Below are 14,613 nucleotides of genomic sequence, written 5' to 3'. Positions count from 1 at the left end.
TGACTCGTGAAGCTTGATTCCATGTACCAGGAAGTGATCCTGGACCACTACAAGCACCCCCACGGGCGCGGCCTGCGGGACGGCGACGCCGAGGTGCATCACGTCAATCCGACGTGCGGTGACGAGATCACGTTGCGGGTGCGGTACGACGGCGAGACCATCGCCGATGTGAGCTACGAGGGCCAGGGCTGCTCCATCAGCCAGGCCAGCGCCTCCGTACTGAACGAGCTGCTGGTCGGCAAGGAGCTGGGCGAGGCGCAGAAGATCCAGGCCGCTTTCCTGGAGCTGATGCAGTCGAAGGGGCAGCTGGAGCCCGACGAGGCGATGGAGGAGGTGCTGGAGGACGCGGTCGCGTTCGCCGGTGTCTCCAAGTACCCGGCCCGGGTCAAGTGCGCGCTGCTGAGCTGGATGGCGTGGAAGGACGCGACGGCGAAGGTGCTGTCCGAAGGGAAGACCGCATGAGCGACAACGAGACCATGACCACCAAGCCGGCCTCCGAGGAGGAGGTCCGCGAAGCGCTGTACGACGTGGTCGACCCCGAGCTGGGCATCGACGTCGTCAACCTGGGGCTGATCTACGGCATCCACATCGACGACGCCAACATCGCCACCCTCGACATGACCCTGACGTCCGCGGCCTGTCCGCTGACCGATGTCATCGAGGACCAGGCGCGGTCCGCGACGGACGGCATCGTCAACGAACTCCGGATCAACTGGGTCTGGATGCCGCCGTGGGGCCCCGACAAGATCACGGACGACGGCCGCGAGCAGCTGCGCGCGCTGGGCTTCAACGTCTGAGCATCCGCGTACCGGCGTACGCGCGAGAACGGCCCCGGCATCTGTGCCGGGGCCGTTCGCCGAGACACGGACAGACGGGGGCGAACCTTGGCTGCCGCGGCCCTAGACGAGTAGTTCCGATGTGTTCAGTGATCGAATGCGGTCAGGGACCGCAGGACCGGTTGTCGGGTCTTGTGGTTGTGCCAGATCGCGGCGGCCATCGCGAGGATGCGTTGGGCAACGCGGACGGCGACGCCCTCGAAGGTCCGGCCGCCGTGTTCTTCCAGGTCGAGCTGGCCCTTCAGTGTGTCGTTGACCGACTCGATCAGCTGCCGCACCGACTTGAGCAGCGACTCGCCCTTGCGGCGCTTCTCCCGCTTGAACGACGGACGGAGCAGCTCCGCTCCGCGGAAGCCGAGGTCGGTTTCGAACTCCTTGGAGGCAAAGCCCTTGTCCGCGATGACGAGCAGGCCGGGCCGGTCGGCAGTCAGGTGCGGTTCGCGGTCGAGCATTGCGGCCAGGACCTCGCGTTCGTCGATCTTCGGGCTGGTGGCCAGTGCCCAGGTGATCGGCATACCGGTGGGCGTGCATATCAGGAACAGGCGCAGGCCCCAGTGGAACCGGGAGTGCGAGGCGCAGTATCCGTATCCGGCCCAGCCGGCCATGTCCGACCGCTTCACCGTGGGGCGGGACATGCCGCACGGCACCGGTGTGGAGTCGACGATCCAGTGGTTGTCGAACCAGAAGGCCGTGTCCATCGCGAGCAACCGTATTGCCCCCTTGACCAGCGGCAACGCCGAGCGGAGTCGCTTGTTGTATCCCGGCCGCTTGGGCAGATACGGGAACATCGCGTTCAGGTTGTCGCGGGCGAACCGCAGCCAGCGGGCTTCCGAGGTGAAGCCCAGCAGGGACTGCGCGACGGCCAGGCAGACCAGCTCGGAATCGCTCAGCTGCGGTGGTCTGCCCAGGCATCGGGTCCCTCCGATCTCGTCGTCAATCTTCACGTACAGTGCGGTGATGAGGGCGTCCAAGTCTTCGTTCGTCACAAAACGATCTTGGACGCCCTCGCCATGCCTCGGGACCGAACATCAACATTCGGAACTACTCGTCTAGTGATCAGCCGAACGCCTCAGCAGGCAGCGTGGGACCGTTCTCGTGGTCTTCATCGTCCGACTCCGGGATGCGGTCCCCTCGGCTCTCTGCGACCCTGAGCGCGTCTCGCAGGCACTCGGACAGACGAAGGGCCGTGTACCTCACCTCGGAGTGGGGCGACTTGGGGTCGGACAAGACCCTGTCCGCCGACTCCAGGACGTTCACGCCCATCCCGAGCTGAACGGCTTCCATCTCGTCGGCGAGGCGGGACAGGACGCTGTTCGGTCCGCCGTCCGTGCTCAGATAGCACGACTTGCCGTCCCTGGCCCATGGGAGCAACCGGGGCGGTAAGGCCGCAGCCGCGTCGGCAAGGTCCTGCCGTCGCCTCCGGTCACCCATAGTTCTGTGCGTCACATCGGCCCCCTCGGTCCGCTCGGTTGATATGGGGACCGTACGAGCGGCGATGGGGTCAATCCACATGCGACGAGCGGTAGTTCAGCAGACCTATGCGCCGAAGTATCGCGCTCCGCAGTAGCTCAGCCGGCGACCCCGAGGTGTGCCGCCATGCTCCGCATCTCTTCGGTCAGCGTGCGCTTACGAGTCTTGAGAATGTCGCCCATGACGTAACGCGCCATGGGCTGATGAGTGATCCAGCCCTCTGCGCGCTGCTTGATCTGCATCAGCTCGCCCATGGCGTCCTGGTGTTCACCAGATGCGACATGAGCCTTGGCCACGTCCAGGCGGTGGCGGTTCCAGTTGTTAGAGGTGACTCCGCCGAGGTTACGCAAACCGCGAGCGCCCACGGGCCCCTCATCGGCGCGCCGCAGGACCCCGCGCGCATCCCCAGTCAACGACAGGTCTTCGATCGCCTTCATTTCGACCGTTGCCGGACCGAACCCGCCCCAGTGGTCGGGAAAACCCATGTCCTCACGCCCCATGGCGCTCGCTGCCGTCGCTGCCATCCGCCGGGCCTCAGTGGCTACATCGGGGCGGTTGTTGCGCACGCTGGACGCGGCCACCCTGAGCCACAGCTCGCCCCATACGGCCAGGTGAGTGGCGGACGCCGAAGAAAGTCGAGGTTCAATTTCTGCGGCCGTCTGCGCTGCAAGCTGCTCACATTCGTCGAAGCGGTCTTGCCGCAGCAGCAACCAGCACATGCCGACGACACCGGTTGCCGCCGTGAGGGTCTGCCCGTTCTCTCTGGCAAGGCGGGTCGCCTCAGCCAGCGCGTAGTAAGCCATGTCGTACTGCCGCACCTGCGTGAGGAACTGGCCTGTCATCAGCAGCACTTGGCAGCGGGCGACTACCGCGTGCTGCTGCTCCTCACCATCCAGGACGTTCACAGCGGCCTCAGAGCCACGCAAGAGCGGGGGAAGCAACTTTGCCACGGACGAATAGCGGTCCTGGTCATACAGGGCCCGAGCGTCCCGAACCTTCCGACGGGTCGCGTCCAGCCCCCCAGGTTCCACCGGATCGGCGCCGAGAGGGGCGGCAAGCCCGATGGGCGGCATCAGCGCGCGCCGCAACTCAACGAGATGCTGCCGGTTGACGTCGTCTTGGGGGCCGACCACGGATCGCGGAGCCTCGGTAGCGAACAGCGCAGATGTACTGACCCTTAGCGCGCGGGCGAGGGCGTGCAAGGTCTCGACTCGCACATCCCCGCCTTGTTCGACCTTGCGAACGGTACTTAGCGAAAGGCCGGCCGACTCGGCCAGCCCTTCCTGGCTCAGTCCGGCCGTGCGCCGGTACTTCCGGATGTTGTCTGCCAACCCTGTGGACATCAGCGCTCACCTCACGACAAGCGTATGCCCCTGCCGTAGCTCGGCAAGGCCGATCCGTCAAGCGGGGCCCGGATGACATCAGCCCCCGCACCCGTCGCCCTGGTGTGGGTGATGAGCACGGGGGCTCTGTGTTGCTGCGGATCAGTCCCACGCGTCCGAGTCGTTATAGCCAGGCTCGGCGATGGCGAGCCGTTCCCTAGGCTCATTAGGGGGTTGGGGATTTAACCTGAAACTTCCAGGCGTTCACCTCCACCAAATTACCCCAATGGGCCATGCGAGTCTTTTCCCCCCTGCCGATCTGGCAGGCGAGGGCAGGGGAGTTCCCCTGGTCGAGCCGTGAGCTATGTCCGAATCGGCTTCGCATTCGCGGCAGCCCAACCGTCCGGTTGCCTCTGCGAGGGTCTCTCGGTTGTGACACTGCGTGCACAGCGGACGTAAGCGGTTCGGTGCGTCCTGCTCGGCGACCCCTTCCGCCACCAGCTCACGCCGGGACTCGGGGAGGTGATCAGCCACCGTCGCCGTGCCACCGCAGAGCAAACACCACGGATGCCGGTACAGGTGACCTGCCGGAAGTGCTGCCACCGTGTGGTGTAGCCCCGCTCGTTGGCCGTACCGCGCTGTTGCTCGGCCTCGCGGCCCGAATTAGCCAGGGCATACACCATCGCGATCACGGCAGTATGGGTTTCACGCGATTTCACGTTCCGGCCCGCACTTCACGGAAGTTCACGCGGGTGCCCCGTGCCGCGACACCCGCACACCTTGATGGGATGCATCCATGACAACTGACAAGAACCGTGCCCCTTCCTTTGAACTCCGTTGCGGGGGACTGCATGTGACAATCCAGCGTGTCCCGGCATGGTTGGTGGCAGCCCTCGCCACGACCACGGGAAGCGGACTCGCGGCGTGGCTCACGACGCGGTGACGGCTCATGTGCGCGCCGCCCCGCTCCCTGCCAGCTGGCCGGTCCTGCCGACAGGGGGACGAGTCCGCTGAACTCCCCTGGCATTACGGTCGCAGCATCGCTTGTCGTATCGGCCCTTGCGGGCCGCCCGGAATTCAACACGGGCAGCGAACCAGGGTTCTTCGGCCAGGAGTGCAAGGGTCTCGGTGTAGACCGTGCCCGCAAGAGGGTTCCAGGGTGCGTGGGTCATGCCTCCTGTAGGGACCGAAGGGGTTCGAGTCTCGGTATCGGGCCTGACCAGCGTCGATGCCACCACAGCAACACTCCAGAACTACTAGTTCCGTGTGTGGGGCGGTCCCGAGGGCAAAGTTCTGCGTGCTGCGCCCGAAGGAGTCGCTCGTCGACTGACGCGGGGTCCGCCGGGGCCGCTACGCCGTGTACTGCGGCGGTACGGCGGCGGCCTGGGCGAGCACCGGGGCGAGGTTCTCGGTGCGGATGCGGCGGTCGACGTAGAGCAGCCCGGTCACCAGCGGCGGGAACACGGCCACGATCAGCTGGCTCACCAGCTGCCCGAGCACCAGGAGCACCACGTACCCGCTCACCGCGGCGAGGACCGCCGTGGGGTTCGGGTCGTCGCTCAGATCGGCGGAGCCCAGCATGCCGGTGAACATGCCGAGGAAGCTGAACGGCAGCTGGATCAGATAGCTCGCGACACCGGCGATCATCCCCGCCAGCATCGTCATCCCGAAGACCCGCCACCAGTCGCCGCGTATCAGCGTGGCCGAGCGGTGCATCGAGGCGACCGGCCGCTGGTCCTCGAAGACGGCGGCCGCAGGGGCGAGGGAGTACTTCACCCAGAGCCAGACGGCCAGCGGGATGCAGGCCAGGAAGCAGAGCACGCCCACCACGATCAGGGCCGCCGAGCCCCCGCCGTTGTCCATGGTGACCGCGCCGATGATGCAGGCGATGAGGGCGCCCATGGCGAGCAGCATCGGAACGAACGTGATCAGCCCGGTCAGCAGGACGGCGCCGATCACCGCCGGCACCCGCGACCAGGCCCGCCGCCAGACCGCGGAGAACGTGGTCGGCCGGCCCAGCACCGCTTCCTGGAGGACCACCGGCACCGCCGCGTAGACCACGGCCGTGGCGACCAGCATCGAGAGCATCGAGAGCAGCCAGACCACGCCGAAGGCCACCAGCACCGGCGTCAGGTCCCGCGCGGCGGGGTCCTCGTACTCGGTCAGCGCGAACAGCCGGTCCAGATGGTCCGCGACGGCCGCGTACGCGATGGCGACCACCGCGCCCACCACGACCAGCGCGCCGCCGTACAGGGCCGCGCCCACGGCGAGCAGTTGCTTGCCGTAGCGGCCCAGGGTGGCGAACGCCCCGCCGAATATGTCCCCCAGCCTCAGCGGCCCGAGGGGTATCACCCCCGGCTGGGGCGGCATCCAGCCACCGCCCCGGCCACCCCACCCGGGAGCCCCGGACGGTCCCCCGTACGGCGCGCCTCCATAGGCCCCGCCGCCCCACCCTGCGTCCTGCGCCACTGCTGCTCCGTCGGTCCGTCGATCATGTACTGGACGAACCACGGTAGCGCCCCGCCCGGCCGGTGACTCCGGGCCGTGGGCGAGCAGCCGTTGCGTACACTCGTACACATGGGATACGGACTGCTCGCCGCGGCCATCGCAGCGGAGGTGGCGGGGACGACCGCCATGAAGTACAGCGAGGGATTCACCCGGCTCTGGCCCTCGCTGATCACCGTCGCCGGCTATCTGCTGGCCTTCTCGCTGCTCGCCCAGACCCTCAAGACCCTGTCGGTCGGCACGGCCTACGCGATCTGGGCCGGCGTCGGCACCGCCGCCGTCGCCCTCATCGGCATGCTGTTCCTGGGGGAGTCCGCAGGGCCGGCCAAGGCGGCCGGCATCCTGCTCGTCATCGCCGGTGTGGTGGTGCTCAACCTGGGCGGGGCGCACTGATGGCACGGCGGTACGACCCCGAGCGGCGCGGCCGGATCATCGACGCGGCGATCCGCGTGGTCGGCGAGCGGGGCATCGCCGGACTCAGCCACCGCTCGGTGGCCGCCGAGGCCGATGTGCCGCTCGGCTCGACCACGTACCACTTCGCCTCGCTGGACGAGCTGCTGATCGCCGCGCTGCGCAGGTCGAATGAGAACTTCGCCGCCGTCATGCGCGAGAGCCGGGCCCTCGCCGACCCGGTCGCCGACCTCGCGGCCGAACTCGCCCGGCTGCTCGGCCGGTTCTTCGCCGGCGGCCGGGGCCGGGCCGAGCTGGAGTACGAGCTCTACCTCGCCGCCCTGCGCCGGCCCGCGCTGCGGCCGGTCGCCGCCGAGTGGACCGATGCCACGGCCGCCCTGCTCCAGCCGCGCACCGGCCCGGCCACCGCGCGGGCCCTGGTCGCCCTGATGGACGGCATCTGCCTCCAGGTGCTGCTCACCGGCGGCGAGTACGACGAGGCGTACGCGCGGGAGATGCTGGGCCGGATCGCGCGCTGACCGGGCCGGAAGGGCGGGTCAGCGCCGGGACAGCTCGCCGAACCAGCGCACGATCCGCGAGGTGGCCGCCACGTTGGACCCCAGGTGGCGCGAGCCGTGGTAGTCCACCGCGCCGACATCGGTGACCGGGGCGGACACCCCCCTGGCGGCCAGCGCCGACCGGCAGTTCGCGGTGTTCTCGGTCCTCGCCTGCTCGTCGCCGGACGCCATGTAGAGGCCGACCGGGGCCCAGCCGGTGCAGACCGCGTCGGTGGTCAGCAGCGCCTCGGCCAGGGCGCCTGTCGGATGCGCCAGGAGCGCGCGGCCGTGGGCGGTCAGCAGACCGTCCAGCGTCTCCGGGGTGCCCTGCATCAGGTCCTGACCCGTGTGCGCGCGTCGAAAAGGGCCTCGACCGTACCGGCGTACGCGTCCCGGGTGACCTCCCCGGGGCTGTCGTAGGTGTCGTGCAGCCGGTTGAAGGCGACCAGCGTGTACGCGGCGTAGACCACGCTGGACTTGGCGTCCAGGTCGCCCGCGAGCAGCGCGCGCAGCTCCGCGCCCCCGAAGTCGTACGCGCCGCCGACCGGCGCCAGCGCGCCCAGCCGGAACCAGTTGTCCTGCCCCGCCTCCAGGGCCCGGCCGAGCCGCAGGGCCACCGACGCGCCCTGCGAGAAGCCGGCCACCGGGCCGCGCCGGCCACGCCCGGACGCTGAGACCGGTTCGCCCGTGCCGCCTCCCGCCCGTTAGGTTTCTGGTATGACCGACACGACTTCCACCCGCACTACCGGCGCCGTCGCCGCCGGCCTCGCCACCATCGCCGGCGACGGTTCCGTCCTCGACACCTGGTTCCCCGCGCCCGAGCTCTCCGCCGAGCCCGGCCCGGCCGGAACGGAGCGGCTCACCCCCGACCGGGCCGTCAACCTGCTCGGCGAGGGCGCCGCCAAGGCCATCGGGGTGGACGCCCGCCGCGGGGTCGAGGTCGTCGCCGTCCGCACGGTCATCGCGTCGCTGGACGACAAGCCGCTCGACGCCCACGACGCGTACCTGCGCCTGCACCTGCTCTCGCACCGCCTCGTCCGGCCGCACGGGCAGAACCTCGACGGGCTCTTCGGCCTGCTCACCAACGTCGCCTGGACCTCGCTGGGCCCGGTCGCCGTGGACGACCTGGAGAGGGTGCGGCTCAACGCCCGCGGCGACGGCCTGCACCTCCAGGTCACCTCCGTCGACAAGTTCCCGCGCATGACGGACTACGTGGCGCCCAAGGGCGTACGGATCGCCGACGCCGACCGGGTGCGGCTCGGTGCGCACCTCGCCTCCGGCACGACCGTCATGCACGAGGGCTTCGTCAACTTCAACGCCGGCACGCTGGGCACCTCCATGGTCGAGGGCCGGATCTCCGCCGGCGTCGTCGTCGGCGACGGCTCGGACATCGGCGGCGGCGCCTCCACCATGGGCATGCTCTCCGGCGGCGGCAAGGAGCGCATCGTGATCGGCGAGCGCTGCCTCGTCGGTGCGGAGGCCGGGGTCGGCATCGCGCTCGGCGACGAGTGCGTCGTGGAGGCCGGCCTGTACGTCACCGCCGGCACGCGGGTCACCATGCCGGACGGCCAGGTCGTCAAGGCCCGCGAGCTCTCCGGAGCCTCGAACATCCTCTTCCGCCGCAACTCGGTGACCGGAACCGTCGAGGCCCGCCCGAACAACGCGGTCTGGGACGGCCTCAACGACGTCCTGCACAGCAACGGCTAAGCGGCGGCGAGGAGTTCCTCGTACGCCTCGCGCAGCCCGTCGGACGCCTCGCGGCCGGCGGGCTGCAGCGGTTCGCGGACCGGGCCCGCGGCCAGCAGCGCCTTCGCCGTGACCGTGCCCGGCAGACCGGACGCCATCATCAGCGCGGTCAGCGGTGCCAGCCGCGCGTTCAGCCGGGCGGCCCCGGCCGTGTCCCCGGCGTCGAAGGCGTCCAGCACCGCCCGCATCCGGCCGGGCACCACATTGGCGACCGTGCTGACGTACCCCGCGCCGCCCACCGCGTACAGCGGCAGGTTCAGCTCCTCGCAGCCCGAGTAGTACGCGAGTCCGCCCGCCGCGATCACCCGGGTCGCCGCCAGCAGGTCCTGCGCGCAGTCCTTCACCGCCACGATGCGCGGGTGCTCCGCCAGCCGCAGCATGGTCTCCGGCTCGATGCGGGTGCCGGTGCGGCCGGGGATGTCGTACAGCATCACGGGCAGCTCCGCGGCGTCGGCGACCCGGCGCAAGTGCGCCTCCACGGCCGCCTGCGGGGGCCTGCTGTAGTACGGGGTCACCACGAGCAGACCGTCGGCGCCCGCCTGCTCGGCCTGGCGGGCCAGCTCGATCGTGTGCCGGGTGTCGGAGGTGCCGACGCCCGCGACCAGCGGCACGCCCGGGCCGACCGCGTCGCGTACCGCCCGCAGCAGCGCCGCCTTCTCCGCGTCGGAGGTGGTCGGGGACTCCCCGGTGGTGCCGCTGAGCACCAGCCCGTCGCAGCCGCCCGCGACCAGCGCGGCGGCGTGCGCGGCCGCCGCGTCCGGATCGAGCGCGCCGGCGGCGGTGAAGGGCGTGATCATGGCGCAGAGGGCGCGGCCGAAGGGGCGCGGGCGCGAAGGGGCGGAAGGCGTCATGACCGCAGTCTCGGCCCACCGGACCATGAAGGTCCACTTAGTTCTGCTGCGGGTGAAGGTGAAGCAACGCTCAAGGATGCGTGGCTGCCCGGCACCCTCGCGGCCCGGACGCCACCGGCGGCGCTCAGAGAGCGAGCTTGAAGCCCTCATGACTTGCGGTGAACCGGTCCTTGTGCTCCACCACCACGCAGGTCACGTGCTGATCGGCCAGCAGGCGCCGGGCCTTGGGGCGGCAGCCGTTCGTCCCGGAGGCGATCTCTGCCTCGACCCGAACGACCCGGTGACCGGCCTTCGCCGCCCACGCCGACAGCCGGGCGACCTGGCGCTCCAGATCGCTCTTCTGGTCGTGCGAGGGCACGCGGGCATACAGACCCACTCCGCCAATGGCCCCAGACGCGGTGTTCGCGTCCACGTTCACCAGGATTGTTCGCGGTCCGACCCGCTGAGCCGGCACCGGCAACGTTCCCTCACGGAACCACCGATACGCGGTCTGCGGATGCACACCCTGCGTCCTCGCCCACTCCGTCAGATTCACGCCCTGAGAACGACACTCACTCAGACGTGGTTACGCTCACTCCCTCAACTCTGAGGAACAGCAGGTGGATACCCCAGCGACGCGTAGAAGCGGTGCGCGTCCGTCCGGCGCCGGCTGCTGGTCAGCTGCACCAGTGCGCAACCCCGCAGCCGGGCCCGCTCGACCGCCCGCTCCATCAGCTGCCGCCCGAGCCCGCCGCCCCGCCGGTCCGCCCTGATCCGCACGGCCTCGATAAGCGCCCGCTCCGCGCCGTCGCGTCCGAGCCCCGGGATGTACGTGGCCTGGAGGCAGCCCACCACCGTCCCGCCGTCCTCCAGCATCAGGATCTCGTTGCGCGCGTCGCTCACGATGTCGGCGAACGCCTTCTCGTACGCCTCACCGACGACGACCGACGCGGGGTCCACCACCACGTCCTCGTCGGCCAGCAGGGCGAGCACGGCGGGCAGGTCCGAGCGGGTGGCGGTACGCAGATTCACGCCCCGGACTCTGGCACGGCCGTCCGCGGCACCGGCAGCGCACCCGCGCCCCGCACCGGGCACCGGCGGCCGTGCCCGCATTCCGGCCGGCACGCGGCGAAATGCGTCTAGGCTTAGGCCGTGTTCCGTATGTCCCGTCCGCTGTGCGACACCCTCCGGACGGGCGGAGACCCTCGCGGAACACGTCCTGAGCCGCCCGGCCCGGTACGCACCCGGTGCCGCATCCCGGCGGCCGCCACGCCCCCCTGTTCCGAGGAGACCCCCTGATGTCCGCAGAGCGCCCGACCCTGCCGCCGGCCCTGCTGCACACCGAGGCGGAGCTGGCACGGGACGCGCTTGCCGCGCCGCTGCTCGCCCGCGCCGCACGGCTCGCCCGCTGGGCCGGCCCGGACACCAGGGTCGGGGCCGGCGGCGAACTCGCCGACGCACAACTGCCCGCCGCCGCCGAGCACCTCGGCCTCACGCCCGACGAGGACGGCGCGGCGGAGGCCAGCGAGGCGTGGCGGCTCGCCGTCGACACCGGACTGGTCGAGGTCGAGGACCCCTCCCCGGAGGAGGACGGTCCGCAGAACGGCCCGGACGAGGACGACGAGGAAGCCGCAGGCGAGGACGCGCACGGGACCGTCACCGCGGGGGAGAACCTGGCGCTGCTCACCGGCGGTTCACCGGCCGACGTCCTGGCGATCTGGCTCGACGGCCTGGAGGCCGCGCACGCCGACGCCACCGCGCCCCTCTTCGACGACTTCGCGGACCTCGTCGGCGAGGACGGCTCGATCGACTTCGACGCGCTGGACTGGGACCCGGAGACGGAGGCGGAATTCCTCGACGGGGTCCTCGGCAACCTCTACCTGCTCACCGTCGGCGAGGGGGCGGACGGTTCGCCCGTGCCGCTGCCCGCGCTCGCCGCCTCGATGATCGTCCCCGACGACATGGGCGAGCCCACCGACGACATCCTGGAGCAGGTCTCGGACGCGATGATGCGCCTGGACGACCAGTTCCGCGTCCTCGAACCCATCGGCATCGTCGAATACCACCCGGTGGACGAGGCGTTGCTCGTGGAGGAGGGCGAGGAGACCGCGTCCCCCGCCGACGACGAGGACGTCACCCGGTACGGCATGGTCAGGCTGACCCCCCTCGGCATCTACGGCATCCGCGCCCGCATGCTGGAGGCCGGGGTGGAGGCCCCGGCCATCGGCGACCTCGCGGACAAGGGCGCCGACACGCTCCTCGGCGGCGTCGCCTACTACCCGGAGGCGGCCGCCCGCGCTGAAATCCAGCTGTGGCTGACCCGCCGCGGCTCCGACGGCGCCGCCGCCGAGCTCCTGGACGCGGCCCGGGGCGAGGATCCCCTGGCCCCCCTGCGCCGGCTGCACTGCCAGCAGGCGCTCGCCCTGGTCGGCGCCGAGGCGGAACCGGCTGTACGCGCGGTGCTCGGCGACCCCGAACTCGGCGGCCTGGCCCGGGTCTGGCTGGCGGAACGCGGCGCGGCCGACGTCCCCGCACCCTCCGAGGCGATGATCTTCTGGCTCGCCATCGACACGATCGCCGCCCAACTGGAGGCGGACGGCGACCTCGACGAGCTCCAAGACCTGGTCGAGGGGCTGTCCGGCCAGCACAGCGGCTTCTTCGAGGAGGCGTGGCGGGTCGACCACCCGGCGACCGCGGACGTGCTGGAGGCGATGGGGCGGCTGCACAGCGACAAGAAGCAGGCCAAGGACGCCCGCAAGGCCGCGTTCAAGGCCCGCTCGCGCGGCGGCTCGGCCGACTAGGGCCTGCCGCGAAGAGGGCCCGGGAGGCGTGAGGGGCGGGGAGGCGTGAGGGGCGGGCGGCCGGAGACGGGCCGCCCGCCCCGCCCGCGCCGATGTTCACCGAAAGGATCGCCCCGAAGCCGTCGTCGGTTCACCTGGTGTTGGGGCACGGGCGCAACGGTGAGGCCGTCAACAGCACGCCCCCGTAGCAGCAGGAGTACGTGATGGCCTTCACGCGCAGGGAATTCACCACACAGTCCGCCCTCACCGGTGCCGGCATCGCCCTCACCGGAACCGTCGCCGCGCTGGCCACCGCGCCCGGCGCCCTCGCCGCCGGGGACCCCAAGCACGGCCACGGACACGACGGCCACGGCCACGGACACGACGGCCACGGACACGACGGCCACGGCCACGGACACGACGGCCACGGCCACGGCCGCGAGCCCGGATACGGGGCGCTGCGCCCCGACCCGAAGGGCATACTCGCGCTGCCCGCCGGATTCTCGTACAAGATCATCACGCACTGCGGTGTCACCAGGCTGGAGTCCGGCGAGTACACGCCCTCCAACCACGACGGCACGGCCGCCTTCGAGGGCGCGCGCGGCGTGACGCTGCTGGTGAACAACCACGAGCTGAGCGGCACCCGCGCCGACTGGGAACACCCGGTACCGCTCACCGACGGCCTCGTCTACGACCCCGTCGCGGCCGGCGGCTGCACCGTCGTGGAGACCCGCCGCGACGGCCGCACCGCCGAGTGGGTCGGCATCGCCGGCACCTCCACCAACTGCGCCGGCGGCGCCACCCCGTGGGACACCTGGCTCACCTGCGAGGAGACCGAGGACAGGGCCGGCAAGAACGGCCTGCTCAAGGACCACGGCTACGTCTTCGAGGTCGACCCCTACGACAGGCGCGCCAACCGCTCCCCGCGCCCCATCAGGGCCTTCGGCCGGTACGCGCACGAGGCGGTCGTCATCGACCCCAAGCAGGGCCACGCCTACCTCACCGAGGACGCGGCCGGCCCCAACGGGCTGCTCTACCGCTGGGTCCCGCCGCACGGCTTCCGGCACGGCCGCGGCAAGCTGCGCACCCTCGCCGACGACGCCGGGGTGCTCCAGGCCACCAGGTGCTTCGACAGGCGGGGCACGTTCGTCGACGACCTCTCCCGGGCCACGGAGATCGGCACCGTGTACGGCGTGGACTGGGTCGACGTGCCCGACCGCGACGCCAGGAGCGTCTCGGTGCGCAAGCAGTTCGGCGACAAGGAGGTCACCCGTGCCCGCAAGCTGGAAGGCATGTGGTGGGGCGACGGCGGCGTCTACATCGTCTCCTCGTTCGCCCGGGACGAGAGCCCCGTCCAGCACGACGGCCAGGTCTGGTTCTACGACCCGAAGCGCCGCACGCTGACCCTGAAGGTGCTCCTCGGTGTCAACCCCGACCCGTCCGAGGACGGCGCCTTCGACGGCCCGGACAACATCACCGTCTCGCCGTACGGGGGCCTGGTCATCGCCGAGGACGGCGAGGGCGTCCAGCACCTCTTCGGGGCGACCGAGAGCGGCCGCACCTACCCGATCGCGCGCAACGAGCTGAACCTCGGCACCGAGGCGGAGCCGGAGTACAGCGAGTTCACCGGCGTCACGTTCTCGCCGGACGGCAGGACGCTGTACGCCAACATCCAGACGCCGGGGATCATGGTCGCCATCACCGGCCCGTGGAAGCGCCAGCCCAACCGGTAGCGGTAGGGGCTTGCGGCCCGGTGGCGCTTGGGCGGAAGCGCTTCCGGGAGGCGGCCGGGACCGGACTCCCTGATTACCAATCCGGTATCGGTGGGGCCCCGGAGGTGGCAGGGCATGGCGTCGGGCGTTCCCGAGGCGCATACTCAAGGTAATGAAACAGTCAGCCGGATCCCGGCGCCACCTGCCTTCCAGTCCCTTCAACCGCCCGGCCCAGGCGGCCCCACCGGTCGAATTGTTCGATGTGGGCGACAGGGTTTCGCACGACCAGTTCGGCCTCGGACGCGTCCTTGCGGTCGAGGGCGACAACGACGCGGTACTCATCGACTTCTCGGGGCGCCAGGGCAGAATCCTGAGCCCCTACTCCAAGCTGACCAAGCTCTGATAGGGCCCCGCACCTCTTCCGCCGACCGTCCTCAGGGGCCCCGCCGACCGCGCGGGGCCCCT

Annotated in this window: 15 protein-coding genes and 1 pseudogene; 8 read left to right on the top strand and 8 right to left on the bottom strand. The window is 70.7% G+C overall.

The annotated features are described in order from the left end of the window. The first annotated feature begins 6 nt into the window (after positions 1-6). Both sufU and E6R18_RS24315 read left to right on the top strand, forming a co-directional pair. A complete protein-coding gene (sufU, locus tag E6R18_RS24320; RefSeq protein WP_026250374.1) occupies positions 7-462 on the top strand; it encodes a Fe-S cluster assembly sulfur transfer protein SufU in 456 nt (151 codons plus the stop codon). Then, complete coding sequence (locus E6R18_RS24315) at positions 459-797, top strand: metal-sulfur cluster assembly factor (protein ID WP_136206906.1); 339 nt, start codon at positions 459-461, stop codon at positions 795-797. Before sufU ends, E6R18_RS24315 begins: the two co-directional genes overlap by 4 nt. 125 nt (positions 798-922) lie before the next feature. Here the strand turns inward: E6R18_RS24315 and E6R18_RS24310 are convergent, their stop codons facing one another. The 3 genes from E6R18_RS24310 to E6R18_RS24290 form a co-directional block, all read right to left on the bottom strand. After that, entirely contained in the window at positions 923-1,822 is a 900-nt protein-coding gene (locus tag E6R18_RS24310) for an IS982 family transposase (RefSeq protein ID WP_136319035.1), read from the bottom strand. A gap of 582 nt (positions 1,823-2,404) precedes the next feature. Further along, a complete protein-coding gene (locus E6R18_RS24300) occupies positions 2,405-3,649 on the bottom strand; it encodes a helix-turn-helix transcriptional regulator (RefSeq protein ID WP_136319034.1) in 1,245 nt (414 codons plus the stop codon). A gap of 1,329 nt (positions 3,650-4,978) precedes the next feature. Beyond that, a complete protein-coding gene (locus E6R18_RS24290; RefSeq protein WP_136319033.1) occupies positions 4,979-5,998 on the bottom strand; it encodes a hypothetical protein in 1,020 nt (339 codons plus the stop codon). A gap of 207 nt (positions 5,999-6,205) precedes the next feature. Between E6R18_RS24290 and E6R18_RS24285 the strand changes: the two genes are divergently transcribed. Together E6R18_RS24285 and E6R18_RS24280 are read left to right on the top strand one after the other, a co-directional pair. Then, entirely contained in the window at positions 6,206-6,526 is a 321-nt protein-coding gene (locus tag E6R18_RS24285) for a multidrug efflux SMR transporter (protein ID WP_136319032.1), read from the top strand. After that, positions 6,526-7,062 (top strand): TetR family transcriptional regulator, encoded by a 537-nt coding sequence (locus E6R18_RS24280; RefSeq protein ID WP_136319031.1) that lies wholly within the window; start codon positions 6,526-6,528, stop codon positions 7,060-7,062. The genes E6R18_RS24285 and E6R18_RS24280 overlap by 1 nt, the downstream gene beginning before the upstream one ends. Before the next feature lie 18 nt (positions 7,063-7,080). On the opposite strand, the gene E6R18_RS24275 is transcribed toward E6R18_RS24280, so the two are convergent. Together E6R18_RS24275 and E6R18_RS24270 are read right to left on the bottom strand one after the other, a co-directional pair. Continuing rightward, positions 7,081-7,413: a hypothetical protein gene (locus E6R18_RS24275; RefSeq protein ID WP_136319030.1), complete on the bottom strand. Its 333-nt coding sequence runs from the start codon at positions 7,411-7,413 to the stop codon at positions 7,081-7,083. Beyond that, positions 7,413-7,724: a hypothetical protein gene (locus tag E6R18_RS24270; protein ID WP_136319029.1), complete on the bottom strand. Its 312-nt coding sequence runs from the start codon at positions 7,722-7,724 to the stop codon at positions 7,413-7,415. The genes E6R18_RS24275 and E6R18_RS24270 overlap by 1 nt, the downstream gene beginning before the upstream one ends. A 73-nt stretch (positions 7,725-7,797) precedes the next feature. On the opposite strand from E6R18_RS24270, the gene dapD reads away from it, so the two are divergent. Further along, positions 7,798-8,787 carry a 2,3,4,5-tetrahydropyridine-2,6-dicarboxylate N-succinyltransferase gene (gene dapD, locus E6R18_RS24265; RefSeq protein WP_136319028.1) on the top strand — a complete coding sequence of 330 codons (990 nt, stop codon included), beginning with the start codon at positions 7,798-7,800 and terminating at the stop codon, positions 8,785-8,787. On the opposite strand, the gene dapA is transcribed toward dapD, so the two are convergent. From dapA to E6R18_RS24250, 3 genes and pseudogenes are all read right to left on the bottom strand, one after another. Further along, positions 8,784-9,677 carry a 4-hydroxy-tetrahydrodipicolinate synthase gene (gene dapA, locus E6R18_RS24260; protein ID WP_136319027.1) on the bottom strand — a complete coding sequence of 298 codons (894 nt, stop codon included), beginning with the start codon at positions 9,675-9,677 and terminating at the stop codon, positions 8,784-8,786. The genes dapD and dapA overlap by 4 nt on opposite strands. A 113-nt stretch (positions 9,678-9,790) precedes the next feature. Then, positions 9,791-10,212: pseudogene (locus E6R18_RS24255) on the bottom strand (recombinase family protein); the annotation flags it as partial. Between the two features lie 44 nt (positions 10,213-10,256). Then, on the bottom strand, positions 10,257-10,688 hold the full coding sequence (locus E6R18_RS24250) for a GNAT family N-acetyltransferase (protein WP_136319026.1): 432 nt from the start codon (positions 10,686-10,688) through the stop codon (positions 10,257-10,259). Positions 10,689-10,954: 266 nt separating this feature from the next. Between E6R18_RS24250 and E6R18_RS24245 the strand changes: the two genes are divergently transcribed. From E6R18_RS24245 to E6R18_RS35010, 3 genes are all read left to right on the top strand, one after another. Further along, positions 10,955-12,457 (top strand): hypothetical protein, encoded by a 1,503-nt coding sequence (locus tag E6R18_RS24245; protein WP_136319025.1) that lies wholly within the window; start codon positions 10,955-10,957, stop codon positions 12,455-12,457. Between the two features lie 203 nt (positions 12,458-12,660). Next, positions 12,661-14,169 (top strand): alkaline phosphatase PhoX, encoded by a 1,509-nt coding sequence (locus E6R18_RS24240; RefSeq protein WP_136319024.1) that lies wholly within the window; start codon positions 12,661-12,663, stop codon positions 14,167-14,169. A 151-nt stretch (positions 14,170-14,320) separates the two neighbouring features. After that, complete coding sequence (locus tag E6R18_RS35010; RefSeq protein ID WP_037711258.1) at positions 14,321-14,551, top strand: hypothetical protein; 231 nt, start codon at positions 14,321-14,323, stop codon at positions 14,549-14,551. The last annotated feature ends 62 nt before the right edge of the window (positions 14,552-14,613 follow it).

The organism is Streptomyces sp. A1277 (assembly GCF_004795015.1).
Lineage (GTDB): Bacteria > Actinomycetota > Actinomycetes > Streptomycetales > Streptomycetaceae > Streptomyces.
Note: the sequence above shows the minus strand (reverse complement) of the source record. Positions and strands in the feature narration are given on the sequence as shown.

What these genes read in the sequence shown, in the direction of transcription:
- E6R18_RS24280 (WP_136319031.1), top strand. Translation starts at nt 6,526, where the DNA reads ATGGCACGGCGGTACGACCCCGAGCGGCGCGGCCGGATCATCGACGCG.
- E6R18_RS24285 (WP_136319032.1), top strand. Translation starts at nt 6,206, where the DNA reads ATGGGATACGGACTGCTCGCCGCGGCCATCGCAGCGGAGGTGGCGGGG.
- E6R18_RS24275 (WP_136319030.1), bottom strand. Translation starts at nt 7,413, where the DNA reads ATGCAGGGCACCCCGGAGACGCTGGACGGTCTGCTGACCGCCCACGGC.
- E6R18_RS24245 (WP_136319025.1), top strand. Translation starts at nt 10,955, where the DNA reads ATGTCCGCAGAGCGCCCGACCCTGCCGCCGGCCCTGCTGCACACCGAG.
- E6R18_RS24290 (WP_136319033.1), bottom strand. Translation starts at nt 5,998, where the DNA reads ATGCCGCCCCAGCCGGGGGTGATACCCCTCGGGCCGCTGAGGCTGGGG.
- dapD (WP_136319028.1), top strand. Translation starts at nt 7,798, where the DNA reads ATGACCGACACGACTTCCACCCGCACTACCGGCGCCGTCGCCGCCGGC.
- E6R18_RS24240 (WP_136319024.1), top strand. Translation starts at nt 12,661, where the DNA reads ATGGCCTTCACGCGCAGGGAATTCACCACACAGTCCGCCCTCACCGGT.
- E6R18_RS24300 (WP_136319034.1), bottom strand. Translation starts at nt 3,649, where the DNA reads ATGTCCACAGGGTTGGCAGACAACATCCGGAAGTACCGGCGCACGGCC.
- dapA (WP_136319027.1), bottom strand. Translation starts at nt 9,677, where the DNA reads ATGACGCCTTCCGCCCCTTCGCGCCCGCGCCCCTTCGGCCGCGCCCTC.
- E6R18_RS24315 (WP_136206906.1), top strand. Translation starts at nt 459, where the DNA reads ATGAGCGACAACGAGACCATGACCACCAAGCCGGCCTCCGAGGAGGAG.
- E6R18_RS35010 (WP_037711258.1), top strand. Translation starts at nt 14,321, where the DNA reads ATGAAACAGTCAGCCGGATCCCGGCGCCACCTGCCTTCCAGTCCCTTC.